The sequence below is a fragment of the Mesorhizobium sp. BHscii genome, from assembly GCF_053848065.1.
Genome location: NZ_JBSPKW010000003.1, coordinates 303,286 through 326,055, shown reverse-complemented (window position 1 = coordinate 326,055; position 22,770 = coordinate 303,286). Strand labels below are relative to the sequence as shown.

The 22,770-nt window shown below is 62.2% G+C and carries 28 protein-coding genes; 17 read left to right on the top strand and 11 right to left on the bottom strand.

The features are described 5' to 3' along the window. Positions 1–26: 26 nt before the first annotated feature. On the bottom strand, positions 27–521 hold the full coding sequence (locus ACWTU7_RS06785) for a flavin reductase (protein ID WP_455838222.1): 495 nt from the start codon (positions 519–521) through the stop codon (positions 27–29). A gap of 189 nt (positions 522–710) precedes the next feature. On the opposite strand from ACWTU7_RS06785, the gene ACWTU7_RS06780 reads away from it, so the two are divergent. Next, the gene (locus ACWTU7_RS06780; RefSeq protein WP_455838221.1) at positions 711–1,796 is read left to right on the top strand and encodes a branched-chain amino acid ABC transporter substrate-binding protein; all 1,086 of its coding nucleotides are present in this window, start codon (positions 711–713) and stop codon (positions 1,794–1,796) included. Beyond that, positions 1,796–2,815, top strand: coding sequence for a P1 family peptidase (locus tag ACWTU7_RS06775; RefSeq protein ID WP_455838306.1), 1,020 nt, complete (start codon positions 1,796–1,798; stop codon positions 2,813–2,815). Before ACWTU7_RS06780 ends, ACWTU7_RS06775 begins: the two co-directional genes overlap by 1 nt. Positions 2,816–2,862: 47 nt before the next feature. On the opposite strand, the gene ACWTU7_RS06770 is transcribed toward ACWTU7_RS06775, so the two are convergent. After that, entirely contained in the window at positions 2,863–3,117 is a 255-nt protein-coding gene (locus tag ACWTU7_RS06770) for a DUF2171 domain-containing protein (protein WP_029353687.1), read from the bottom strand. Between the two features lie 142 nt (positions 3,118–3,259). Between ACWTU7_RS06770 and ACWTU7_RS06765 the strand changes: the two genes are divergently transcribed. The 4 genes from ACWTU7_RS06765 to ACWTU7_RS06750 are packed head-to-tail and all read left to right on the top strand — an operon-like array spanning position 3,260 to position 6,436. Beyond that, positions 3,260–3,985 (top strand): DUF2259 domain-containing protein, encoded by a 726-nt coding sequence (locus ACWTU7_RS06765; protein ID WP_455838220.1) that lies wholly within the window; start codon positions 3,260–3,262, stop codon positions 3,983–3,985. Beyond that, positions 3,982–4,497: a hypothetical protein gene (locus tag ACWTU7_RS06760; protein WP_455838219.1), complete on the top strand. Its 516-nt coding sequence runs from the start codon at positions 3,982–3,984 to the stop codon at positions 4,495–4,497. Before ACWTU7_RS06765 ends, ACWTU7_RS06760 begins: the two co-directional genes overlap by 4 nt. A 59-nt stretch (positions 4,498–4,556) precedes the next feature. Beyond that, positions 4,557–5,864 (top strand): adenylosuccinate lyase, encoded by a 1,308-nt coding sequence (gene purB, locus ACWTU7_RS06755; RefSeq protein WP_455838218.1) that lies wholly within the window; start codon positions 4,557–4,559, stop codon positions 5,862–5,864. Further along, entirely contained in the window at positions 5,864–6,436 is a 573-nt protein-coding gene (locus ACWTU7_RS06750) for an RBBP9/YdeN family alpha/beta hydrolase (RefSeq protein WP_455838217.1), read from the top strand. Before purB ends, ACWTU7_RS06750 begins: the two co-directional genes overlap by 1 nt. Before the next feature lie 16 nt (positions 6,437–6,452). Here ACWTU7_RS06750 and ACWTU7_RS06745 read toward each other — a convergent pair whose 3' ends face one another. Beyond that, positions 6,453–7,265, bottom strand: coding sequence for a VOC family protein (locus tag ACWTU7_RS06745; RefSeq protein ID WP_455838216.1), 813 nt, complete (start codon positions 7,263–7,265; stop codon positions 6,453–6,455). A 248-nt stretch (positions 7,266–7,513) separates the two neighbouring features. Between ACWTU7_RS06745 and ACWTU7_RS06740 the strand changes: the two genes are divergently transcribed. Next, positions 7,514–8,062, top strand: a complete 549-nt coding sequence (locus tag ACWTU7_RS06740; RefSeq protein ID WP_029353674.1) for an RBBP9/YdeN family alpha/beta hydrolase — start codon at positions 7,514–7,516, stop codon at positions 8,060–8,062. On the opposite strand, the gene ACWTU7_RS06735 is transcribed toward ACWTU7_RS06740, so the two are convergent. Together ACWTU7_RS06735 and ACWTU7_RS06730 are read right to left on the bottom strand one after the other, a co-directional pair. Further along, positions 8,059–8,832 carry an HpcH/HpaI aldolase family protein gene (locus ACWTU7_RS06735; protein WP_095521640.1) on the bottom strand — a complete coding sequence of 258 codons (774 nt, stop codon included), beginning with the start codon at positions 8,830–8,832 and terminating at the stop codon, positions 8,059–8,061. The genes ACWTU7_RS06740 and ACWTU7_RS06735 overlap by 4 nt on opposite strands. Before the next feature lie 209 nt (positions 8,833–9,041). Further along, a complete protein-coding gene (locus ACWTU7_RS06730; RefSeq protein ID WP_455838215.1) occupies positions 9,042–9,362 on the bottom strand; it encodes a DUF1476 domain-containing protein in 321 nt (106 codons plus the stop codon). Positions 9,363–9,640: 278 nt separating this feature from the next. Between ACWTU7_RS06730 and purC the strand changes: the two genes are divergently transcribed. From purC to ACWTU7_RS06705, 5 genes are all read left to right on the top strand, one after another. Continuing rightward, positions 9,641–10,435: a phosphoribosylaminoimidazolesuccinocarboxamide synthase gene (gene purC / locus ACWTU7_RS06725; RefSeq protein ID WP_023674725.1), complete on the top strand. Its 795-nt coding sequence runs from the start codon at positions 9,641–9,643 to the stop codon at positions 10,433–10,435. A 42-nt stretch (positions 10,436–10,477) separates the two neighbouring features. Next, positions 10,478–10,720 carry a phosphoribosylformylglycinamidine synthase subunit PurS gene (purS, locus tag ACWTU7_RS06720; RefSeq protein ID WP_065008292.1) on the top strand — a complete coding sequence of 81 codons (243 nt, stop codon included), beginning with the start codon at positions 10,478–10,480 and terminating at the stop codon, positions 10,718–10,720. Between the two features lies 1 nt (position 10,721). Continuing rightward, positions 10,722–11,390, top strand: coding sequence for a phosphoribosylformylglycinamidine synthase subunit PurQ (gene purQ, locus ACWTU7_RS06715; protein ID WP_287113710.1), 669 nt, complete (start codon positions 10,722–10,724; stop codon positions 11,388–11,390). Positions 11,391–11,428: 38 nt separating this feature from the next. Next, the gene (locus tag ACWTU7_RS06710) at positions 11,429–11,845 is read left to right on the top strand and encodes a hypothetical protein (RefSeq protein WP_065008140.1); all 417 of its coding nucleotides are present in this window, start codon (positions 11,429–11,431) and stop codon (positions 11,843–11,845) included. Positions 11,846–11,932: 87 nt separating this feature from the next. Continuing rightward, the gene (locus ACWTU7_RS06705; RefSeq protein ID WP_455838214.1) at positions 11,933–12,508 is read left to right on the top strand and encodes a Pr6Pr family membrane protein; all 576 of its coding nucleotides are present in this window, start codon (positions 11,933–11,935) and stop codon (positions 12,506–12,508) included. Positions 12,509–12,550: 42 nt separating this feature from the next. On the opposite strand, the gene ACWTU7_RS06700 is transcribed toward ACWTU7_RS06705, so the two are convergent. After that, on the bottom strand, positions 12,551–12,796 hold the full coding sequence (locus ACWTU7_RS06700; protein ID WP_095521644.1) for a DUF1127 domain-containing protein: 246 nt from the start codon (positions 12,794–12,796) through the stop codon (positions 12,551–12,553). Between the two features lie 92 nt (positions 12,797–12,888). Between ACWTU7_RS06700 and ACWTU7_RS06695 the strand changes: the two genes are divergently transcribed. The 3 genes from ACWTU7_RS06695 (at position 12,889) to ACWTU7_RS06685 (ending at position 17,010) form a co-directional block, all read left to right on the top strand. Further along, the gene (locus ACWTU7_RS06695; RefSeq protein ID WP_455838213.1) at positions 12,889–14,301 is read left to right on the top strand and encodes an aminotransferase-like domain-containing protein; all 1,413 of its coding nucleotides are present in this window, start codon (positions 12,889–12,891) and stop codon (positions 14,299–14,301) included. A gap of 148 nt (positions 14,302–14,449) precedes the next feature. Next, complete coding sequence (gene purL / locus ACWTU7_RS06690; protein WP_455838212.1) at positions 14,450–16,690, top strand: phosphoribosylformylglycinamidine synthase subunit PurL; 2,241 nt, start codon at positions 14,450–14,452, stop codon at positions 16,688–16,690. Between the two features lie 86 nt (positions 16,691–16,776). Continuing rightward, entirely contained in the window at positions 16,777–17,010 is a 234-nt protein-coding gene (locus ACWTU7_RS06685) for a BolA/IbaG family iron-sulfur metabolism protein (protein ID WP_023674714.1), read from the top strand. A gap of 22 nt (positions 17,011–17,032) precedes the next feature. Here the strand turns inward: ACWTU7_RS06685 and ACWTU7_RS06680 are convergent, their stop codons facing one another. Further along, positions 17,033–17,389: a phosphodiester glycosidase family protein gene (locus ACWTU7_RS06680; RefSeq protein ID WP_455838211.1), complete on the bottom strand. Its 357-nt coding sequence runs from the start codon at positions 17,387–17,389 to the stop codon at positions 17,033–17,035. Positions 17,390–17,743: 354 nt separating this feature from the next. Here ACWTU7_RS06680 and grxD point away from each other — a divergent pair, with 354 nt between their 5' ends. Together grxD and ACWTU7_RS06670 are read left to right on the top strand one after the other, a co-directional pair. Continuing rightward, on the top strand, positions 17,744–18,079 hold the full coding sequence (gene grxD, locus ACWTU7_RS06675) for a Grx4 family monothiol glutaredoxin (RefSeq protein ID WP_029353656.1): 336 nt from the start codon (positions 17,744–17,746) through the stop codon (positions 18,077–18,079). A gap of 109 nt (positions 18,080–18,188) precedes the next feature. Beyond that, entirely contained in the window at positions 18,189–19,433 is a 1,245-nt protein-coding gene (locus tag ACWTU7_RS06670; protein WP_455838210.1) for a multidrug effflux MFS transporter, read from the top strand. Between the two features lie 13 nt (positions 19,434–19,446). Here the strand turns inward: ACWTU7_RS06670 and ACWTU7_RS06665 are convergent, their stop codons facing one another. From ACWTU7_RS06665 to pldA, 4 genes are all read right to left on the bottom strand, one after another. Beyond that, positions 19,447–19,854, bottom strand: a complete 408-nt coding sequence (locus ACWTU7_RS06665) for a hypothetical protein (protein WP_455838209.1) — start codon at positions 19,852–19,854, stop codon at positions 19,447–19,449. Between the two features lie 104 nt (positions 19,855–19,958). Next, on the bottom strand, positions 19,959–20,705 hold the full coding sequence (gene pldH, locus ACWTU7_RS06660) for a pyridoxal 4-dehydrogenase, SDR-type (RefSeq protein ID WP_455838208.1): 747 nt from the start codon (positions 20,703–20,705) through the stop codon (positions 19,959–19,961). Positions 20,706–20,744: 39 nt separating this feature from the next. Continuing rightward, a complete protein-coding gene (ppaT, locus tag ACWTU7_RS06655; protein WP_455838207.1) occupies positions 20,745–21,923 on the bottom strand; it encodes a pyridoxamine--pyruvate transaminase in 1,179 nt (392 codons plus the stop codon). Between the two features lie 26 nt (positions 21,924–21,949). Then, a complete protein-coding gene (gene pldA, locus ACWTU7_RS06650; protein WP_029353646.1) occupies positions 21,950–22,756 on the bottom strand; it encodes a 4-pyridoxolactonase in 807 nt (268 codons plus the stop codon). Between the last annotated feature and the right edge of the window lie 14 nt (positions 22,757–22,770).

The following is a 22,770-nucleotide window of genomic DNA, read 5'->3' as shown; positions in this document are numbered from 1 at the left end:
TCCGTGGGTGCAGCCATCCAGAGCCTCTACAGAGCGTGATAGCCGCGGTCGTGATAGATCAGCGGCCGCAAATTATCGCCGGTGCGCAGGCCTGTCACCTTGCCAAAAAGCACACGGTGGGTGGCCAGATCCTTGGTGTCGATCAGTTCACAGTCGAACACGGCGAGCGCGCCGTTCAGCGTCGGCGCACCGGTCGAGATCACGTCCCAATCGCCCAACGCGAAACGTTCCTCGACAGGCAGGCCGGTGAGACCGGAAAAGCCGACCGACAGCGCCTCCTGGTCCGAAGCCAGCGTGTTCAAGGCGAACTTGCCGTTCTTCACGAACGGCTCGTTCTTGGGATTTTCGCGATTGAGACAAACCAGGATGGTCGGCGGCGTGTCCGAGACCGAACAGGCTGCAATGACGGTCGCACCGCGCCGGCCGGCGGGGCCATCGGTGGTAACCACATGGACGTGGCCGGCAAAATGGCTCATCGCGTCGCGATAGGCCTGCGGCCCTATGTCGTTCTTCTTCAGCACCGGCGATTTCCATTGGTTTGAAGCGAGGTGAACCCAGCGTTATATATGGCGGCATATTGCATGCCACAAGCGAAGTGGTTGACATGCATCCTGAATTTCGCGTGTTGCGTGAAAGCTGACCAGCCTTTAGGTCTTGGCAGGAAGTGGCGCCGGCAACACGCGACCGGCGCGGAGGAATTCTTCGCACGCATGCGACCGCGGACAATAGGCACGACAACGACAATAGCGGTGCTGGCCTGGCTGTCTCTCGCCGGCGATGCGAACGCTGAGAAGCTGCTGGTCGGTGTCGCAGCACCACTGTCGGGGCCCTCGGCGATCCTCGGCAGGCAGATCGAGGCGGGTGCTGGCCTGGCAGCGGAGGCGAACGATGCCCAGCTCAAGGTTGTCGATGACGCATGTACGGCCGATGGTGGGGCTGCCGCAGCGAGAGAATTCGTTGCGGCGAAAGTCGGCGCGGTCGTCGGCTTCCTCTGCACCGAGGCGATCGAGGCGGCACTGCCGATCCTGAAGGACGCCAACATACCGGTCATCACCGTCGGCGTGCGCACCGAAAGTCTGACCGACCGGCGCGCCAAGACCGGTTGGCCGATCTTTCGGCTTGGGCCGCGCGGCGATGACGAGCGCAACGCCGTCGCCTCCAATCTGACCCGCCGATGGCAGAACGAACTGTTCGCCATCGTCGACGACGGCACGATTTACGGCCGCGAAATCGCCGAGACGCTTCGGGCGGCAGCCGATCAGGCGGCGCTGAAACCGGTGTTCGTCGATACATTCCGGCCTCAGCTCGACAACCAGATCGGGCTGGTCGGGCGGCTGAGGAAAGCCGGCGCAACGCATGTGTTCGCCGGGGGCGACGGCGAAGACATCGCCATCATGGGCCGCGACGCCGGCCAGCTCGATGCCGGCATCACCTTTGCCGGCGGCGAGGCGCTCCGCACCCCGCCCGGCGACGTGCCTTATGCCACGGGCACGCTGATGATCGCACCGCCCGAATGGGATGATGTCGCCGCCCCCAAGGTGCTCGACAGCTTTGCCGCGCAAAAGATCGTGCCGGAGGGTTACATGCTGCCGGCCTATGCGGCGGTCGAGATCGCCGAGGCGGCGACGGCCCTGGCGGAAACCTCCAACAAGCCTTTGGCCGATGCGCTCACCGCGCGCGACTTCAGCACCGCGATCGGACCGATCCGCTTTGACGGCAAGGGCGACTTGACCGAAAACCTCTATCGGGTCTTCCGTTTCAACGGCGCAAATTTCGCGCCAGCGGAGGCCAAATGATGTTTCGTACAGGGCCGCGCAATCTCATCACCGATGTCGCCGGTCTGCGCGTCGGCAACGCTTCCGATGTGAGGCTGAGGTCCGGGGTGACCACCATCGTCTGCGACGTACCTGCGGTGGCCGGTGTCCAGATCCTGGGCGGTGCGCCGGGCACCCGCGAGACCGACCTGCTCGAGCCGCACAATTCGATCGAGGCGATCCATGCTGTGGTGCTTTCGGGTGGTTCGGCCTTCGGTCTCGACGCCGCCTCCGGCGTACAGGCGGCACTGCGTGAAAGGGGCATCGGTGTCGAGGTCGGCGGCTTTCGCGTGCCGATCGTGCCGGCGGCGATCCTGTTCGACCTGCGCAATGGCGGCGACAAGGATTGGGGCCGCTATCCGCCCTACCGCGATCTCGGCTATGAGGCGGCACAGGCTGTCGGCCTCGACTTTGCGCTGGGCACGGTCGGCGCGGGCACCGGTGCGTTGAGTTCCGGCCTCAAGGGCGGCCTCGGCTCGGCCTCGACGGTGCTCGACAGCGGCGTCACCATCGGTGCGCTCGCCGCCGTCAATCCGACCGGCTCGGTGACGATCGCCCAAACCCGCCACTTCTGGGCGGCGCCCTTCGAGATCGGCTGCGAGTTCGGCGGGCTTGGTTATCCCTCGCCTATGCCGGAGGACGCGAAAACGATCCTGCTGAAGTTTCGCGACAAGCATATCGGGAAACGGACGGAGGTCGGCGGCAACACGACCATCGCCGTCATCGCCACGGACGCCGTCCTCACCAAGGCCGCCGCCAAACGCCTGGCAATATCAGCGCATGACGGCTTCGTGCGCGCCATTTGGCCAACACACACGCCGGCCGACGGGGATCTGGTTTTCGCGCTGGCGATCGGCAAGAGCGGTATCGAGCTCGCGCCCAATGACGCCATCGACCTCTACGCAGCGGCCGGCGCCACCATGGCGCGCGCCATCAGCCGCGGTGTCTTTGCCGCGACGCCAGCCGACGGCGACCTGTTTCCGGTCTGGTCGTCGCGCTGAATGCGCGCTGCCGTAATCAAAAATGGGGCCGTGATTAATGGCCGTGATCAGGTGGGGTCGGATTTTTCTTCCTCGAATGTGACCGCAACATCCGAATTTGCCGACAGCCGCACTTTCTGGCCCTCGACTTCGGCTACGAGGCTGAGCGGAATGAAGTGGTGATGCCCCCTGTGGGCGCCCTCGCCGCTGTCGCGCTTGGTCAGCTTGATTCGTTGTCCCTCAACTTTGTCGACGGTGCCGACATGGACGCCGTCGGCGCCGATCACTTCCATATGTTCGCGAATCCTGGCTGCATCGGTCATTGTGGGTTCTCCATTTCAAGCTGCCAACATAAACAAATGACAGCGCGATTGGATGCATCGGCTTTGCGTCTCAGAGGGCACGATGTTTTGACGATGTCGTGATAGTGATCGAAACAACGCTGGCTGCTCAAACGGAAATCCGATGCGAATTCTTGCCCTGTTTGCCGTTTACCTCCTTGCCCAGTTTGCAATCTCGCTCGCTGCGCATGCCGGCGACGTCGCCGAGCTTGAAATCCTCGGCTTCACTGGGAATGGCGGCATCTTCGCCTTCGAGGAATATGGCGTCCAGGACGGGTCGGGATTTCCCTATGCCAATCGCTATTACATCGACACGGCCGACGACAGTTTTCTCGAGGGCACACCGATCAGGGTGCGGCTTGACGACGAGAACGCAACGCTCGACGCGGCGCGCCTTGCAGCTCGGCAGAAAGGCGAAGCTATCATCAAGCAGGCGGAATTGACCTCGAATCGCGGCATCACCGCCGGCTTCAACCCGGTGACCGAACTTTCGGCCGATCCGTTCCGCATGGTGGTCAACCCGCGGCCGATCTTTTCGCCGGTCGATGATCCGCTCGAGTTCCGGCTCGACGAGATCGGCATGAATGATACCGAAAACTGCCAGAGCCTCGGCGAGATCAATGGCTTTCGCTTGCTGCGCATCGAAGCGAAAGACGGCGGCAAGACTGAGCTTCTGCACGAGGACAAGTCGATCCCCAAAAGCAGAGGCTGCCCGAACGGCTACCGGATCGGCGCGGTGCAGACATTTTCCATGCAAGGCCTCAGCGCCTATGCCGTGCTGATCGCGGTGCGCCAGTACGGCTTCGAAGGGCCGGACTATCGCTGGATCGCGGTGACCGGCCGGCTGTGACGCCGCTCCCCGCCTTACACAACCGCCTGGATCGTATCCGCAACGCTTTGCCATCGCCGGGCGTCGCGGTTTGCGGCGCCCTGCTGTGGGCCGCAGCGATGGGCGCCAGCGCGCTTGTCAATCTGCTGTTGGACGACTGGGAGACCCCGGCAAAGATCCGCTTCGTCTCGCTGCTCTATGCGGCCGGCGGTGCGCTCGCCTTTCCGGTGGGCCTGTTCCTGGCGCGGCTCGTCTCGCTCGGACGGCATTGGCAAGTTGCCTTGGCGGCCGCGTTTGTCTGCCTTCTTGCCGCCACGATCGGCTTCACTGGTGGGCTCTTTGCGCTGCAATACCGTTCCTACTATGCCCAGTGGCATGAACCTGCACTGACCATCGCCTGGTCCATCCAGTTCGTGCACACAATGGCGACGGCGTTCTATCAATTCATCGTTTTGGGCGTCCGGCTTTATTTTCCGCTCGGTTTCATCGCGCTGGCTCTCGCCAGCATCTGGTTTGCGCGGCAGCAGCGTTGAGGATTTTGTCTGCCTCTGTTAGGACGCGGGCGAACGCCCTCGCAAGTCAGGACTGACGGATGATCCCTCGCTACTCCCGGCCGGAAATGGTGGCCATCTGGTCGCCCGAAACCCGATTCCGCATCTGGTTCGAGATTGAGGCCTACGCTTGCGATGCACTGGCCGAGCTCGGCGTCATCCCGAAGGAGGCCGCCAAAACCATCTGGGAAAAGGGTGGTGCCGCGAAGTTCGACGTCGATGCCATCGACGAGATCGAGCGTGTCACCAAGCACGACGTCATCGCCTTCCTCACTCATCTTAGTGAATTCGTCGGGCCGGACGCCCGCTTCATCCATCAGGGCATGACCTCCTCGGACGTTCTCGACACCTGCTTTGCCGTGCAGCTCACCCGCGCCAGCGACATCCTTCTGGCCGACATCGACGGCCTGCTTGCGGCGCTCAAGCGTCGCGCTTTCGAACACAAGGACACAATCACCATCGGCCGCAGCCACGGCATCCATGCCGAGCCGACCACCTTCGGCGTCAAGCTGGCGCAGGCCTATGCCGAATTCTCGCGCTGCCGCGAACGGCTGGTGCACGCGCGTGAGGATATTGCGACGTGCGCCATATCAGGTGCTGTCGGCACTTTCGCCAACATCGATCCCTATGTCGAAGAGCATGTGGCGAAGAAACTCGGATTGAAGCCGGAGCCGGTGTCGACGCAGGTGATCCCGCGCGACCGCCACGCGATGTTCTTCGCGACACTCGGTGTCATCGCATCGTCGATCGAACGGCTGGCGGTCGAGATCCGCCATCTGCAGCGCACCGAGGTGCTGGAGGCGGAAGAGTATTTTTCGCCCGGACAGAAAGGCTCGTCGGCGATGCCGCACAAGCGTAACCCGGTGCTTACCGAAAACCTCACCGGGCTAGCGCGCATGGTGCGTTCCTTCGCGCTACCGGCGATGGAGAACGTGGCGCTCTGGCACGAGCGCGATATCTCGCATTCGTCGGTCGAGCGTATGATCGGCCCGGATGCGACCGTGACGCTCGATTTTGCGCTGGCGCGGCTGACCAGTATCATCGACAGATTGCTCGTCTATCCCGACAACATGCTGAAGAACATGAACAAGTTCCGCGGCCTCGTGCATTCGCAGCGTGTGCTACTGGCGCTGACCCAGGCCGGTGTCAGCCGTGAGCACGCCTACCGGCTGGTTCAGAGAAACGCCATGAAAGTGTGGGAGCAAGCCGCTGATTTTCTTGAGGAACTTTTGGCTGACAAAGAGGTCACCGCAGCCTTGCCCGAAGCCGAGATCCGCGAGAAATTCGACTTGGACTATCATACCAAACATGTCGACACGATCTTCAAGCGCGTGTTCGGAGAAGCGTGATGATTTCCGCGGCCGGAGATTTCGATTTTCTCGCCCTGCCGGGCCGCGGCAATTCCGGGCCGGATCACTGGATGTCGCATTGGTGCCGGGCGTTCCCTAATTCGAGCCGCGTGCTGCAGGCCGAATGGGACAGGCCGACCCCTGAGGACTGGATCGGCCGGGTGGACGCAGCGATTGCCGCGGCACCTCGGCGCGTGGTGCTGCTTGCGCACTCACTGGCGGTGGCGACGGCGGTGAAGTGGGCGGCCGGCGCCAGCGAAAGCCAACTCAACAAGGTTGCGGGCGCATTGCTGGTTGCCGCAACCAATGTCGAGAATCCTGATCCTTCCTTCGACCTTGTTCGTCCCTTTGCGCCGATGCCGCTGAAACGCTTGCCATTTCCGACCTTGGTGGTGGCAAGCCGCACCGATCCGCGCGTCACCTTCGACCAGGCAACGGCCTTCGCCGCTGCCTGGGGCGCGGACCTCGCCGATGCCGGCGATCTCGGCCATATGGGAAACGAGACCCACCTCGGCCTTTGGCCGGCGGGCCTGCTCATGCTCGGCCGCCTGCTGGAAAAGGCCCGGCTCTAACAGGCTTCCGAAACGCTCAGGCCTTGCCGGGAACGGTCCTGATCACCGTGCCCCATGGATCCTCGCGGGTCGTTGCATCGGTCACGTTGTCCGAACGCATTTCGACCCAGGCCAGGCCGGACCGGGACGGATCGCGACGACCGACGCCGGCGCTCTGCCACGCATTGGCGCCGATGTGGTGGTGGTAGCCGCCTGACGACAGGAACACCGCCGCACCGCCATATTTCGCCACCGTATCGAAGCCGAACTCCTGGTGCCACCACGTCTCAGCATCTTCCGGCCGACCGACGCGCAGGTGGACGTGGCCGATGATGCTGTTGTCCGGCATCCCCTGCCAGCCGGCATCGCCGGCCGGCACTTCTGCGACGACAGAGGGGATATTCATCCGTTCGGTCGCCATCGCCACCTTGTCGCCAATCCATTTCCAGTCCTCATGGCGGCGGTCGGCATAGATTTCGATACCGTTGCCTTCAGGGTCGGTCAGGTAAAGCGCCTCGCTGACCAGATGGTCCGACGCGCCTTCAATGTCGATCTTGTTGGCGATGGCATGATTGATCCAGCGCCCGAGATCGGCCCGGCTGGGCAGCAGGAAGGCAGTGTGGAAAAGGCCGGCGCTGCGCGGATCGTCGGTTTTCGCCGCTGCATCCGCCTCAATGTCGAGCAAGGGACGATTGGCGGCGCCGAGCGTGATCGCGCCGCCGGCGCGGCTCAGTTCCCGCAGACCGACGGCGTTGCGATAGTAAGCGGCCAGGCTTTCGGCATTTCGCGCGCGCAACCCGACGCGGGCAACGCTGACCGGGGTCGTGGCGGCAAAAGGCAGTTCGCTCATCAAAATCTCCGTTAGGGCGGCCCTCGACGAGACCCCAAAGCCAGGACCCCTGTGCCACCGATCATTGTACGTCGTGTCAGTCCCAAAATCCTGGTTTCCTTACACGGCTGTTTCTTTTCCTGACGACAGATCGTCGATCGCGATCGTTCACACAAGGCGGCAAGAAGCGAACATGGTGTTCACAATTGTGGGCAATCGCACCGATAATCGCGGTTGCACGAAACCGTGTCGCTCGCTACATGCGCGCCATGAAAGTCAGGGATGCAGACATTCTCATCGTGCCGGGCTACACCAATTCCGGCCCCGACCATTGGCAGAGCCGCTGGCAGTCGAAATTGTCGACGGCGCGCCGTGTCGAGCAGGCGGAATGGTCGAAGCCGGTGCGCGAAGACTGGACGGCGAGCGTGGCGAAGGCGGTCAACGAGGCCGAACGGCCGGTCGTTATCGTCGCGCATTCGCTGGGCGTCGCCGCCGTAGTTCAGGCAATGCCGCAGTTCCAGCGCCGGGTCGCCGGAGCCTTCTTCGTGGCGCCGCCCGACGTCGCCAATCCTAGGATAAAACCCAGGCACCTGATGACCTTCGGTCCCTATCCGCGCGAGCCGCTGGCATTTCCTTCGGTGGTGATCGCCAGCCGCAACGACCCGTTCTGCACGTTCGAGGTGGCCGAGGACATTGCCGGCGCCTGGGGCTCACTGTTCATCGATGCTGGCGATGCCGGCCACCTCAATGCCGATTCCGGCTTCGGGCCGTGGCCCGAAGGATCGATGACCTTTGCCAAGTTCCTGACGGATCTTTAGGACCCGATCGAGTCCCTCACGCTCTTCAGCAGGGTCTTTGCCCCCAGACCGATCAACGCATGCTCGGAGCCCATGGCCAGCAGCCGGTAGCCCATCGACACAACACGGCCGGCGATGGCCGGCTCGACGACGTAAATCGCGGCATGCTTGCCGGCCTTGCGTGTCCGCTCGGCGATCAAGGCAACGGTTTCCAGCATGCTTTCGAGCGTCGAGTTGACGGTGGCGCCGTTCGACCAGGCAATCGAGAAGTCCGATGGGCCGAGGAAGATGCCATCGATACCCGGCGTGTCGAGTATGCCGTCGAGCGCATCGAGGGCGGCGCGCGTTTCGACCATGGCGAAGGCCATGGTGCGCTCGTTGCTGTCGCGCAGCCAGTCGGCATAGTCGCCCTTACCATGACGCGGAAAGGCATAAGTCGGGCCCCAGGAGCGCTCGCCGAGTGGCGGGTACTTCATGGCGGCGGCAAACAGCCGCGCGTCTGCCACCGAATTCACCATCGGCGCAATCACCGCCTCGGCGCCGAAATCGAGCGCGCGGCTGGCCATGTCGAAGCGGCCGACCGGAATGCGCACCAGCGCCGGTTTGTTGGCGGCCAGCACCGGCCCAAGGCCGCGCAGCACGCTGTCCTCGTGATGTCCGCCATGCTGCATATCGAGGGTGACGGCATCGAAACCTTGTCTGGCAAGAATCTCGACCGTCAGGGCATCAGGCACGCCGGACCATGCGGTGCACAACGTTTCATCGGCCGCAAGGCGTGACTTGAGGGACATGGGCGCCTTCCTTAATCGCTCTCGCATCGGCCCAAAATCGCCAAGCCCGACGCGAGGAGTCAAAGTTTGAGAGCGTACTTTGTGCGTCCGAATGGATGCATGTCGCTCTAATGCAGTTCAGCCGGAAACAGCTGCAAAGGCAAAGAAAAACCGCCCGGAGAGACAGGGCGGTCGATTGGTCCAGCGTATCGATTGGCTCAGAGCAAGGATCAGGTGTTCTTGATCTGCTCGATCGACTGCGCCATCAGATCGTCCATGGTGCGGCGAATCTGATGGTCCGACTGGACGACCCCGGCCTCGTCGAAATCCTTGCGTATCTTGCGGAACACGTCGTGATCGCCGGCTTCCTCGATGTCGGCGAGGACCACCTGCTTGGCATAGGCTTCGGCGTCGTCCCCGGCCTTGCCGAGCTTTTCGGCGGCCCACAGGCCGAGCGCCTTGTTGCGGCGGGCCGCGGCCTTGAACCGGAGCTCCTCGTCGATTGCGAACTTGCGCTCGAAGCCCTCCTCGCGATCTTTCATGCTGCTCATGGCATCCCTCCGGTCAAATCCGATTCGTTGGCAGTTGGAATATGTGTATTGCCGCAGCACAAACCAAAAGCCCGCGGGCCGGTCAATATGGTATGTCACTTGCTGCGCTGCGGCATTTCATTCCCGAAAGCGGTTGATTGAAAGGATTTGCCGATTGAGCAAACAGTGCGATTGGGATAGACACCGGCATTGAACCCCTACCGTTGCCGCACTAATTTAGGCAGACGGACAGGAACTGGCCGCTTGCCGCCTGCCCGGAAATCCAGAGAAAAGATCAGATGAAAAATCGCCGCCGCATTTATGAAGGCAAGGCCAAGATCCTCTATGAGGGCCCGGAGCCGGGAACACTGATCCAGTTCTTCAAGGACGACGCGACCGCTTTCAACAAGAAGAAGCACGAAATCGTCGATGGCAAGGGCGTGCTCAACAACCGCATTTCCGAGCACATCTTCAACCATCTCAACCGGATGGGCATTCCGACTCACTTCATCCGCCGGCTCAACATGCGCGAGCAGCTGATCAAGGAAGTCGAGATCATCCCGCTCGAAGTGGTGGTGCGCAATGTCGCCGCCGGTTCGCTGGCCAAGCGTCTTGGCATCGAGGAAGGCACCGTGCTGCCGCGCTCGATCATCGAATTCTATTACAAGGCCGACGCGCTCGACGACCCGATGGTGTCTGAAGAGCACATTACCGCTTTCGGCTGGGCGAGCCCGCAGGAGATCGACGACGTGATGGCGCTGGCCATCCGTGTCAACGATTTCCTCTCCGGCTTGTTCATGGGCGTCGGCATCCAGCTCGTCGACTTCAAGATCGAGTGCGGCCGCCTGTTCGAGGGCGATATGATGCGCATCGTCGTTGCCGACGAGATCTCGCCGGACTCCTGCCGTCTGTGGGACGTGGCGACCCAGGATAAGCTCGACAAGGACCGTTTCCGGCGTGACATGGGCGGGCTGGTCGAAGCCTATCAAGAAGTCGCCCGCCGCCTCGGCATCATGAACGAAAACGAGCCGCCGCGTCCCGCCGGACCAGTGCTCGTCGCCTCTACCGATGGCGTCAAAGGCAAGCCGCACTGAGATTCTTTGCCGCTCAACACTTCGAACAGGAGCATGTCCAGCGTGATCAAGGCCCGCATTACCGTAACCCTCAAGAATGGCGTGCTCGACCCGCAAGGCAAGGCGATCGAGCATGCGCTGTCCGGGATGGGCTTTGACGGGATCGGCCAGGTGCGGCAGGGCAAGGTTTTCGACGTCGAGCTCTCCGAGAGCGACAAGGCCAAGGCCGAGGCTGATCTCAAGGCGATGTGCGACAAGCTTCTGGCGAATACGGTGATCGAGAATTACGCAGTGGAGATCGCCTGAGGTGAAATCAGCCGTCGTCCTCCTGCCTGGCCTGAACCGCGACCGCGACATGATCGCGGCGCTGACCAAGATTTCGGGAACGCCGCCGGTCACAGTGTGGCAGACCGACACCGAAATCCCCGATGTCGACCTGATCACCATTCCGGGTGGCTTCTCCTTCGGCGACTATCTGCGCTGCGGCGCCATTGCCGCGCGCATGCCGGTGATGCGGGCAGTGGCCGAAAAGGCAGCCAAAGGCGTGATGGTCATCGGGGTCTGCAACGGCTTCCAGATCCTGGTCGAGGCCGGACTGCTGCCAGGCGCCTTGATGCGCAATACCTCGCTGAAATTCGTCTGCCGGCAAGTCAAGCTGCAGATCGCCAACGCCAACACGATGTTCACCCGTCGCTATCAGCCGGGCCAGATCATCCGCTCGCCGGTGGCGCATCACGACGGCAATTATTTTGCCGACGCCGAGACGCTTCGCAGGCTCGAAGGCGAAGGCCAGGTCGTGTTCCGCTATGCCGAAGGCACCAATCCCAACGGCTCGATCAACGACATTGCCGGCATCATCAACGTCCAGGGCAATGTGCTCGGCCTGATGCCGCACCCCGAGAACCTGATCGAAGCAGCGCATGGCGGCAGCGACGGCCGGGCGCTGTTCGAAAGTGCCCTCGGCGTCGCCGCTTGATATCTTCATCCTTTTTCCGAATTCGAAATAGGCGCCGCATGAGCCCGAGACAGACGATCGCCCGCCTCGCTCTCGTCGCCACCGCCGGCCTTGTGCTCGCCTCCTGCCAATCGAAGCCGAAGAGCGCACCGGCGCCTTCGGGCAAGAGTGCGGCGCTGCTTGCCATGGAACAGGTGGCGATCGCCGCTCACAAATGCTGGATCGCCAGCAAGGATCCCGCCTTCAGGCCCTATCAGATGGCCAATGAGCTGAATTCGTTCACCGGCACGCCGCGCTTCCTGTTGGTCCCAGCCAAGCATTATGGCGCAAAGCCGTTGCTGGTCGTGCAGGCGCAAGGCAATTCACGCCGGGTGGACGTGTACGGTCCGCTAATGGCCGAAACGCTCGGTGCGCGCATCGGCTCGGACATCGCCCGTTGGCAGACAGGCAACCCGGCCTGCGGTGTGGCTGCGTAGCGTCATGGCTCGCTTCCTGCAGATCGCGGGTCTGGTCATAGGCTGCCCGCGCTCGTCCTGCAAATCTGCATCACCATTCCGGCGTCGATGGCAGCCGGCCGAAGTTTTGTTGGCTCGCTGGTCTTCTACCTCAGCTTCTTCACCATCCTGACCAATATCGGCGAGGTGCTCGTGCATGCTTCGCTGCTGTCACCTGGTGGCCACGCCTGGTTCCCGGCCTTTGCCGGGCCGCGGATGCGAGCCGGCGTGGCGGTTGCCATAACACCTGGTCTTCATCATCTATGCCACGGTCCTGGCGCAGCTTTGGCAGCCGCAAGGCCGTTCCTGCTCTGCGACGTTCTGCTGCACTATGTGACGCCGGTGCTTTTCGTGCTGTGGTGGTTTGCGGCAGGCGCCGACGGCTCGACGCGGTGGCGCGACATCTCCTGGTGGATGATCTATCCAGTCGCCTATTTGGCCTATGCACTGGCGCGGGCGCCGATATCAGGCGAAGTGCCCTACCCGTTCCTCGATGTCGCCAAGAACGGCGTCGCCAGCGTCGCCGTCGGCGCTCGGCATCACCGGGCTTTTTCTGGTGCTGTGCATAGTCGCCGTACTTGCAGACCGCGGCGTCTCACGGATGAGGAGCCACGGAAACGATCAAGGCACGAAAAGGCGTCCTAAGACCGCGTCTTCTTAAGGATGCACACAAGCTTGATGCATCTTTCAGTCCCAGAACCGCCTCAGACCCTCTCGGTGGGCCTCGCAGCGCGAGATGCCGATATCCTTGAGCTGATCGTCGGTCATCTCCAGCAATGCCAGCCGGCTTCGCCGGCGATCCAGCAGGCTGCCGATCCGGCTCGCGAGTGACCTGACCGTGCGCACCAGGCGACGGACATAACCTTGCCGGCCCGACGGACCGACTCCGAGCAATTCAGCTCTCGTGTAACGGATTGTATCGATTGCAGCCATTTTCTTGCTACCAGAATTCGAGATTGTACCCTTTTGTTGCGCAATCCATATGTATTGACTCTCAATTCGGTGCAATATAGAAAATTGTCACCATGACAAATTGGCTACCCGACCTTACGTCCGGCTCCGGACCCCTCTACCAGCGGCTTGCAGATTCCATTGAAACCGACATCGACCGCGGCGTTATCGATGCGGGGGCAAAACTGCCGCCGCAACGCGACCTGGCTTATGACATCGGAACAACTGTCGGCACGGTCGGTCGGGCCTACCAATTGTTGCGCGAACGGGGGCTGGTGAGCGGCGAAGTCGGGCGCGGAACCTATGTTCTGGGCCGGCATGAGACCAAGACCGATCTGCTGGCATCCGACCCACATGTGGAAGGCACGCGCTATATCGATGCGCCTCGCGGTAAGTTGCGCTTCGACAGCACGGCTGCGCCGGATATTGGCCAGGGCGCCATTGTCGCCGATGTGCTCTCGCGCACGGCGCAGGACCATCCGTATGAGATTTCAAGCTATACGCGGGATTTTCCGGACCGCTGGTTCGAGGCCGGTTGCAGCTGGCTCTCGCGAAATTCGTTTCGCCCGAGCCCTGACGGCATCGTACCGACGCTCGGCACCCATGCGGCGGTTATGGCGGCGATTGCCGCGCTCACCACGCCTGGCGACTATATCGTCTTCGAGCACCTCACCTATTCGCAGATTTCACGCAGCGCCGGCCTGATCGGCCGCCGGACCGCGCTGGTGACGTCTGACGACGAAGGACTAGACCCAGAGGATTTCGAGCGCGTCTGCGCGCAAAAACATCCGAAAATGATGTTCCTGATGCCGACGGCCAAGAACCCCACACTGGTGACGCTGTCGGCAACACGCCGCGAGGCGATCGCGCGCGTCGCGCGCGAATACAATGTCATCCTGATCGAGGACGATCTCTATGGCGATCTGACCGACGACCCGACCCCGCTATTGGCCGAATATGCCCCCGAACGGACCATCGTTGCCGGGGGCCTGTCGAAATCCGTCGCGGCTGGTGTTCGCGGCGGCTGGCTCGCCTGTCCACCGGCCTATCGCCACCGGATCCGGGTCGCTCACAAGATGCTGACGGGTGGCCTCCCCTTCCTGCTGGCGGAAGTGTGTAGCCGGCTGGTTCTGTCCGGCCAGGCCAGCGAGATGCGCAATCGCAGCATCGTCGAGATCAACGCGCGCATCGCGATCGTGCGCGAGACGCTGGCCGGGTTCGACTTCAAGGCAGTGGACAATGTGCCCTTTGTCTGGCTCACCCTGCCTGATCCATGGCTTTCCGGCACCTTCAAGAATGCCTGTCTCGAACATGGCGTGCTCATCGATGATGAGGACGAGTTCAAGGCGGGACGTTCCGAGCAGGTTTTCCACGGCGTGCGTTTTGGCGTTTCGCAGCCGAGTCGGCGAGAGGACATCGCGGGCGGCGTCGGCGTGATAAGGCGGCTTCTCGACGAGGGCCGCGCCGGATACGACAGTTTCTCCTGAACCGGCTTGAAACCGGCGGGTCGAGTGGCGATCTTTCGCTGGTTGCTGCCCCTGTGGCTTTCCATCGTTTTTCGGCGCTTGATGGGTGTATCGGCCTTCGCGCTTGCGATAAGAGGGGATTCGACCCCAAGGATATAAATTGCCGCCCATGACCATTTCCAATTCCGTGCCGATCACTCCGGAACTTATTGCCGCGCACGGGCTGAAGCCCGACGAGTATCAACGCATCCTCGACCTGGTCGGGCGCGAGCCGAGCTTTACCGAGCTTGGCATCTTCTCGGCGATGTGGAACGAGCATTGCTCCTATAAATCCTCGAAGAAGTGGCTGCGCACGCTACCGACCACCGGACCGCAGGTCATCCAGGGACCGGGTGAGAATGCCGGCGTGGTCGACATCGGCGACGGCGACTGCGTCGTCTTCAAGATGGAGAGCCACAACCACCCCTCCTACATCGAGCCCTATCAGGGGGCGGCGACTGGCGTCGGCGGCATCCTGCGCGATGTCTTCACCATGGGCGCGCGGCCGATCGCGGCGATGAACGCGCTGCGCTTCGGTGCGCCGGACCATCCCAAGACCAAACACCTCGTTGCCGGCGTCGTTTCCGGCGTCGGCGGCTACGGCAATTCCTTCGGCGTGCCGACGGTCGGCGGTGAGGTCAATTTCGACGCGCGCTACAATGGCAACATCCTGGTCAACGCCTTCGCGGCGGGGCTCGCCAAGACCGATGCGATCTTTCTGTCGGAGGCGAAGGGCGTCGGTCTGCCGGTCGTCTATCTCGGCGCCAAGACCGGCCGCGACGGTGTCGGCGGCGCAACCATGGCCTCGGCCGAATTCGACGACAAGATCGACGAGAAGCGGCCCACCGTTCAGGTCGGCGACCCGTTCACCGAAAAATGCCTGCTCGAAGCCTGCCTCGAGCTGATGGCGTCCGGTGCCGTCATCGCCATCCAGGACATGGGGGCTGCCGGTCTCACCTGCTCGGCGGTCGAGATGGGCGCCAAGGGCGACCTCGGCATCGAGCTCGACCTCGACAAGGTGCCGGTGCGCGAGGAGCGCATGAGCGCCTATGAGATGATGCTGTCGGAGAGCCAGGAGCGCATGCTGATGGTGCTGCGCCCCGAAAAGGAAAAGGAAGCCGAGGCGATCTTCCACAAATGGGGCCTCGACTTCGCCATCGTCGGCAAGACCACCGACGATCTGCGCTTTCGCGTGCTGCATCAGGGCGACGAAGTCGCCAATCTGCCGATCAAAGACCTTGGCGACCAGGCGCCGGAATATGACCGTCCCTGGGCCGAGCCGAAGAAGCCCGCGCCCCTGGCTGCCAGCGATGCCCCACAAGCGGACATCGCCGAGGCTTTGTTGAAACTGCTCGGCGGACCCGACCTTTCATCGCGCCGTTGGGTATGGGAGCAGTACGACACGCTGATTCAGGGCAATTCGCTGCAGCTTCCGGGCGGCGATGCCGGCGTGGTGCGCGTCGAAGGTCATCCGACCAAAGCGCTCGCCTTCTCGTCCGACGTGACGCCGCGCTATTGCGAGGCCGACCCTTACGAGGGTGGCAAGCAGGCGGTGGCCGAATGCTGGCGCAACCTTACCGCCACCGGCGCCCTGCCGCTCGCGGCCACCGACAATCTCAATTTCGGCAATCCGGAACGGCCCGAGATCATGGGCCAGTTGGTCGGCGCCGTGAAAGGCATTGGCGACGCCTGCCGTGCTCTCGGCTTTCCGATCGTCTCCGGCAATGTCTCGCTGTACAACGAAACCAACGGGCAAGGCATCTTGCCGACGCCGACCATCGGCGGCGTCGGACTGATCGCCGACTGGTCCAAGATGGCACGGATCGGCTTTGCCGCCGAGGGCCAGATGATCCTGCTGGTAGGCGCGCCGTCCATGTGGGGAACGCATCTCGCGCAGTCGGCCTACATGCGCGACATTCATGGCCGCGCCGACGGCCCGCCGCCGCCGGTCGACCTCGACCATGAAAAGCGCGTCGGCGACCACGTACGCGCCCTAATCGCCTCCGGCGTCGTTACCGCTGCACATGACGTTTCCGATGGTGGCATTGCGGTCGCGCTGGCCGAGATGGCGATGGCGTCCGGCATCGGCGCGACCGTCCCCGGCCTGGTCGGGACCGATCCGATCCCGGTCTGGTTCGGCGAGGATCAGGGCCGCTATCTCTTGACGCTGTCGATCGATCCGCAGAACGATGAATGGGATGCAATTCGCGAGCAGCAAAGTAAGCTCGGCATCTTTGCGCCGTGGATCGGCTCGACCGGCGGTAGTGACCTGAAACTCGGCGAGGCACGGGCGATCCCTGTCGGCGAATTGACCGCTGCCCACGAATCCTGGTTTCCTCGCTTCATGGGAAATGAGCTCGTGGACCCGTGATATGATCGAGTGGGCACGTTTCGGCGTGGTCCATCCGCCATGTCGATCATATCTATGAGATCACGACCTGAACAAGGAATCCTCGCATGGCAATGGATGCGCACGACATCGAACGGCTAATCAAGGAAGGCATTCCGGACGCCAAGGTGACAATTCGCGACCTGGCCGGCGACGGTGACCATTATGCGGCCGAGGTGGTGGCCGAGAGCTTTCGCGGAAAAAGCCGCGTCCAGCAGCATCAGATGGTCTATGACGCATTGAAGGGCAATATGGGCGGCGTGCTGCACGCGCTCGCTTTGCAGACCAGCGTGCCGGACTGAGGGTTTCGCCTCCAACCCCTCGTCACTTTTTCGCCGAGACGGCAATGATCGGCCCTGCAGGATAGTTTCCGCCGACGATCATCCTCTCGCCATTCGACAGCGCCGAAACCACGCCGTCGAAGAAAAGTGCGTTGGGGCAATGCAGCGCATCACGGAACAGGCGTGCAAAGCTGCCGAGACTGACTTGCGAGCGTGAGATCGCCAGCACGACCGTGTCTTCGTCACGCACGCCGACGCCATTGCGGATGTGACGCGACGTGCCGTTCGCCTCGAAGCGAGGATGAAGCCGGCACCGACCTGCCCTCGCCCGACATCGCCCTGTCGAATTTGTCCAGCGAGCCGAAGACCTTGCCGTCTGCGCCGGCGTGGAAGACAGCAACGTCGTAGCTGCGAAGATCGATCTCGCAGACGATATAGGGGATCGCCTCGAAATTCAGGTCCCGACATGGCCCGGGCAGTTTGCCGCCGACGGTGACAGGCGGATGCTCCGATGGCCTGAACCACCAGATCAAGGCCAGCGCAACGAGCAGAACACCAATCAGGATTGCGGCGCTAACTCGCCTTTTCATCGCTTCCTTGGGAAAATAGCTGGCCGATGCTCTTGGCCCAATATCAGGCCATCCTTTGCGCCATTTGCGTGACGATGCGGCAAACGTCTTGTTTCAGGCAACCTATGGGTTTATTTGAAGGGTATGTTTCGAGCCCGACTCCCGCGGGCATGAAAGGATTCTCTATGAGCGGTATCAACGACTACATCGACAGCGAAGTGAAGGGCAACGACGTCGTACTCTTCATGAAGGGCACGCCCGGTTTCCCGCAATGCGGATTTTCCGGTCAGGTCGTGCAGATCCTCGACTACATCGGGGCCGACTACAAGGGCGTGGACGTGCTGACCTCGGCCGAGCTGCGGCAAGGTATCAAGGAATACTCCAACTGGCCGACGATTCCTCAGCTCTACGTCAAGGGTGAATTCGTTGGCGGCTGCGACATCATCCGCGAGATGTTCCAGGCAGGCGAACTTCAGACGTTCCTCGTCGAAAAGGGCGTGAGCGTCAAAGGCGCCGCCTGACGAGCACGTCGGGCACTTCGCCAAGCTGATTACCTCCCGGTGTCGGGGTACAAGACGAACGAATGCGCCGGTGCGCCGGCGCTTTTTCGTTTGAAGATCGGACTTTGCCGTGGATCAGCATGCACAAGCGCCGCAAGAGGCAGGTACCTTGCCTATTCCGCGCTGGGAATTCATCGCTCTGTGCGCGGCATTGATGGCGCTCAACTCGCTAGCCATCGACATCATGCTGCCGGCGCTGCAGCAGATCGGCGCCTCGCTGGGTGTGGAGAATGAAAACCACCGCCAATATGTGATTGCCGCTTATATTCTGGGCTTTGGCGGTGGACAGCTCTTCTTCGGACCGATCTCGGACCGCTTCGGGCGCCGTGCTCCGCTCGTTGTCGGGCTGGTGATCTATGTCGCGGCAGCGGCTGCGGCGGCAATTGCCCCGACATTCGCCATCCTTATCCTGTGCAGGGTGGTGCAAGGCATCGGCGCCGCGGCCACACGCGTCATCGCCGTCTCGATCGTGCGCGACACGTTCGACGGCCGGCGCATGGCCGAAGTCATGTCGCTGATCTTCATGGTTTTCATGGCGATTCCGGTGGTGGCCCCCGGCATTGGCCAGTTCATCATGCTGTTCGCGACCTGGCACGTGATCTTCATCACCATGGCGGCCGGGGCTCTGATCGTGTCGGCGTGGGCGCTGCTGCGCTTGCCCGAAACGCTGCGTCCTGAATATCGCAGGCCGCTGACGGCCGAATCCATCATCGGCGGCTTCCGCATCGTGCTGACCGATCGCATGGCACTTTGCTATGCCTTTGCCAGCACTTTTGCCTTCGGCGCGATGTTTGGCTTCATCAACTCGGCGCAGCAGATCTATGTCGGCGTCTTTGGCGTCGGCGAGATGTTCCCGGTGATTTTTGCAGGGATCGCCGGCGTGCTCGCCTTTTCGAACTATCTGAATTCGCGCCTTGTCGGCCGCATCGGCATGCGCAGATTGTCGCAGAGCGCGCTGCTCTTGTTTCTGGCCATCAGCCTCGCCTGGCTGATCGTTTCCATCCAAATGAAGATGCCGCTCTGGCTTTTCATCACCTTCTTTGCCTGCGCGATGGTCCCGTTCGGCGCACTCGGCGCGAATTTCAACGCGCTCGCCATGGAGCCGCTCGGCCAACTGGCCGGCACGGCATCGTCCATTCTGGGTTTCATGCAGACCTTCCTCGGCGGCCTGCTCGGCACGCTGATCGGCCAAGCCTTCAACGGCACGGTGACGCCCTTGGCCGCCGGATTCTGCAGCGTGTCGCTTGGCGCATTGGTGATGGTGCTGATCGCCGAGCGCGGCAAATTCTTCCAGCCGCAAAACCAGCCGGTTTAATGCCGGACGCGCTTTAGGATGCACTCCCACTCGCTGCTGTGAAGCGAGGGAACAGCATACGCCCTGCGATCGCTTCACCCATGCTGTCCGAAACGGGCAGTGGCAGAGCCTTGTCGAGAGCCTCGAGGACGGAAGCCACGAAGGCCCGGTTGAGCGTGGCATCATTCCCTAGACGCGAGTAGGTGGCGCGAGGCTTGCCGATAAGTGTGCCGTTTCGGCGAATTGAGAACTGCAGCGTCAGGGTCATGCCCGCGGTTCCGGGCGGCGGCTCCCAACAGGCGACGATCGCGGAGAACATCTCGTTTATGGTGTCGACGGGATCGGGACTGCGACATGCGCGTTCCTGCGATCTTGCCTCGTTCGGCCCGGCAACCATAGCAAGGGCAAGGGCCAGTGCGACAATTGCGGACCAAGGTTTCATTTCGGGTCTCCGGTTTTGCGCCGACAAATGTAATGTAAGCGAATTTTTTGACGAAAACCTCCATCGATATCAGCCCGTCGTATCCTTTCAGACGCGATGCGCTTTTAGTGACGCACCATGCCGGCGTCGACATTCAACGTCTGGCCGGTGATCCAGCGCGCGTCGTCCGAGGCCAGGAACGACACCACGTCGGCGATATGTTCCGGCTGGCCCTTCCCCTTCATCGCCTGCAGCATCTCGACGAAGCCGAACGCCTCGTTGTGCGGGCTCACCTTGACGCCATCGCTCTCGATTAGGCCCGGCGTCACCGCGTTGGCGGTGATATTGTATTTGCCGAGCTCTGTGGCGAGCGCTCTGGTGAAACCGATGACGCCGCCCTTGGCCGCGACATAGGCTGCCATGTTCGGCGTGCCGGCAAAGAAGGTGTTGGAGGCGATGCTGATCACCCGGCCGGCCTTGCCCGCTGCACGCATCTGGTCCGTTCCTGCGCGGCTGACGATAAAGGTGCCGGTCAGATTGACGTCGATGATCTTGCGCCAATGGTCGAGATCGACATCGTCCCAGGCGACGAACGGCACGATGCTGGCATTGTTGACCAGAATATCGATGCCCCCGGTCAGCGCCTTGATCTCGGCGAAGAGTGCCTTGACCGATGCAGGATCGGAAATGTCGGCGGCGATCGCCTTCGCCTTTCCGCCGATCGACCCGGCCGCGGTTTCGGCCCCTTCCGCGTTGATGTCGCTGACGATGACGGTCGCGCCATCGGCGGCCAACCGCGCGGCGATCGCCTTGCCGATGCCTTGTGCGGCCCCGGTAACCAGGGCGGTCCTTCCCGCAAGCCGTTCAGTCATGAAAACGCTCCCTCAATTGTGATCTGGTGATTTTCTGGTTCACGCGTCGGCGTCGATAGTGGCCAGCGCCGCGTCTATGCCTTTGCCGACCGCGAGTTCCTGGCCTAAAGCATTCATCGCGCCGCCAAGTGCCGTCAGCGCCGCGATCGCATAGATCGGCTGGGCGGTCGGGCCCATATGGCCGATACGTGTCAGCTTGCCCAATGTTTCCCCACGGCCCGACGAAAACACCACGCCGTAGCGGGCGCGCGCCGCCTGGCGAAGCGCCTTCTCATCAATGTCTTCTGGCGTCCGGACGGCAGTCGTGGTTGGCGATGCGATATTGTCGCTGGCGGCCCAGATCGACAGACCCATGGCGGCGACGCCCGCGCGCATGGCCTTGGCGGTCAGCGCGTGGCGCGCCCACACCGCTGCCGGTCCCTCGTTGAGGTAGAGGTCGAGCGCGACGTCGAGCCCGTTCATCTCTGCGACGGACGGCGTGAAGGGAAACGGCTTGTCCTTCGACCAAGTATGCTCCCAGTCGACGATGCTGAGCATCGACGCGCGTGGCGCCAGTGGATTTGCCTTCATCCTGGCCCAGGCGCGCTCGCTGACGCCCATCATCGTGAGGCCGGGAGGCGCGCCGAGGCATTTGTTCGGGCCGGTGACGTAGATGTCGGCCTTGCAATCCTCAGGATGCGTTTTCATGCCGCCGAAGGACGAAACGGCATCGACGATCAGATAGGCGCCATGCGCCGAAACCAGCGCGCCGATGGCGTCGATCGGGTTGATGGTGCCCGACGGCGTATCGTGGTGGCAGACGGAAACGATGGTGATTTCCGAATGCGCTTCCAGCATTGCCGCAACCGCCTGCGGGTCGATCGCCTCGTTGTAGGGCACCTCGATTTCGAGGAGTTGCGGCGAATAGCGCTTGGCCCAATAGCCAAACCCCTTGCCGTAGACACCGGAGGCAAGGTTGAGCACGACGTCGTCAGGCGTGATCAGAGAGGCTGCGGCCGCCTCCAGGCCAAGAACCGGCTCGCCATGGAGAATGACCGGCCTGTTCGACAGCCGCATTGCCTTCTGCGCCTTGTCGACCACACCCTCGTAAAAGAGCTGGAACGCTGGGTCGTAGTCGTAGAGCACGGTGCGGCCGAGGCCGCGCAGCACATCGGGATAAGCGTTCACCGGCCCCGCGGTGAGCGTGATGACCGGTTCGGCGTGTTCGAGATAGCGCATGGTCTTTGTCTCCGCATTGGCGGCGGTCAGCCGTAGAATTGCATGCCGGTCCGATAGGTCTTGAAGTTTTCCATGTCGTGCGAATACATCAGCTCGGCCCCATAGTCCTCGGCGAGCTTCTTCACCTTGCGCATCGAGTTGACACCCGCCACCGGGTCGATGTGGAAGGCCGCCTGGCACAGCGTTTCAAGGCTCTTCTGCGTGTAGGCCGCATCGATGGTGAACATGATCGGCTTGCGCTTGGGAAACTCCACCAGCAGGCTGTAATGACCGATCGAATGACCGGGCGTCGAGATCAATTTGACGCCCCTGGCAAGCTCGACATCGCCGTCAATGCCCTCAAAGGTCGAGTTAGCCCGCGTCGTGCCTTCCAGCAATTGCGCGGTCGCGCCACGCGCTTCTGCAGCCTCAGCCGAAAAGCTCAGATCGGAATAGCCGAGATGCTCGAAAGGCTGGGGATTGCAGGCCTGCGGCACCTCGGTGCGATGGCAGATTTTCTTGGCATGCGGGAAATACTTGTTGCCGCCGCAATGGTCGAAGTGGAAATGCGAGTTGACAACGACGTCGATATCCTTCGGCTCGAGACCAAGCAGCGCCAGGGCGCCCGGAATTGTCTGGTGCTTTTCCTGGATCGGCTTTTCGAAGGGCAGCACTTTCATGACGTGATCGTAGTCGTAGCCGGTGTCGATGAGGAACCGGCCCTCCGCATGCTCGATCAGGATCGAATAGACGGGAAAGCGCACTTCGCCGCCGGGGCCGCGATTCCAGAACACGTGATAGCCGTCGAGCACGAGCGAACCTCCGTCGAGCAGGTAGACCTTGGTATCCGACATTTTTGTCTCCTCTT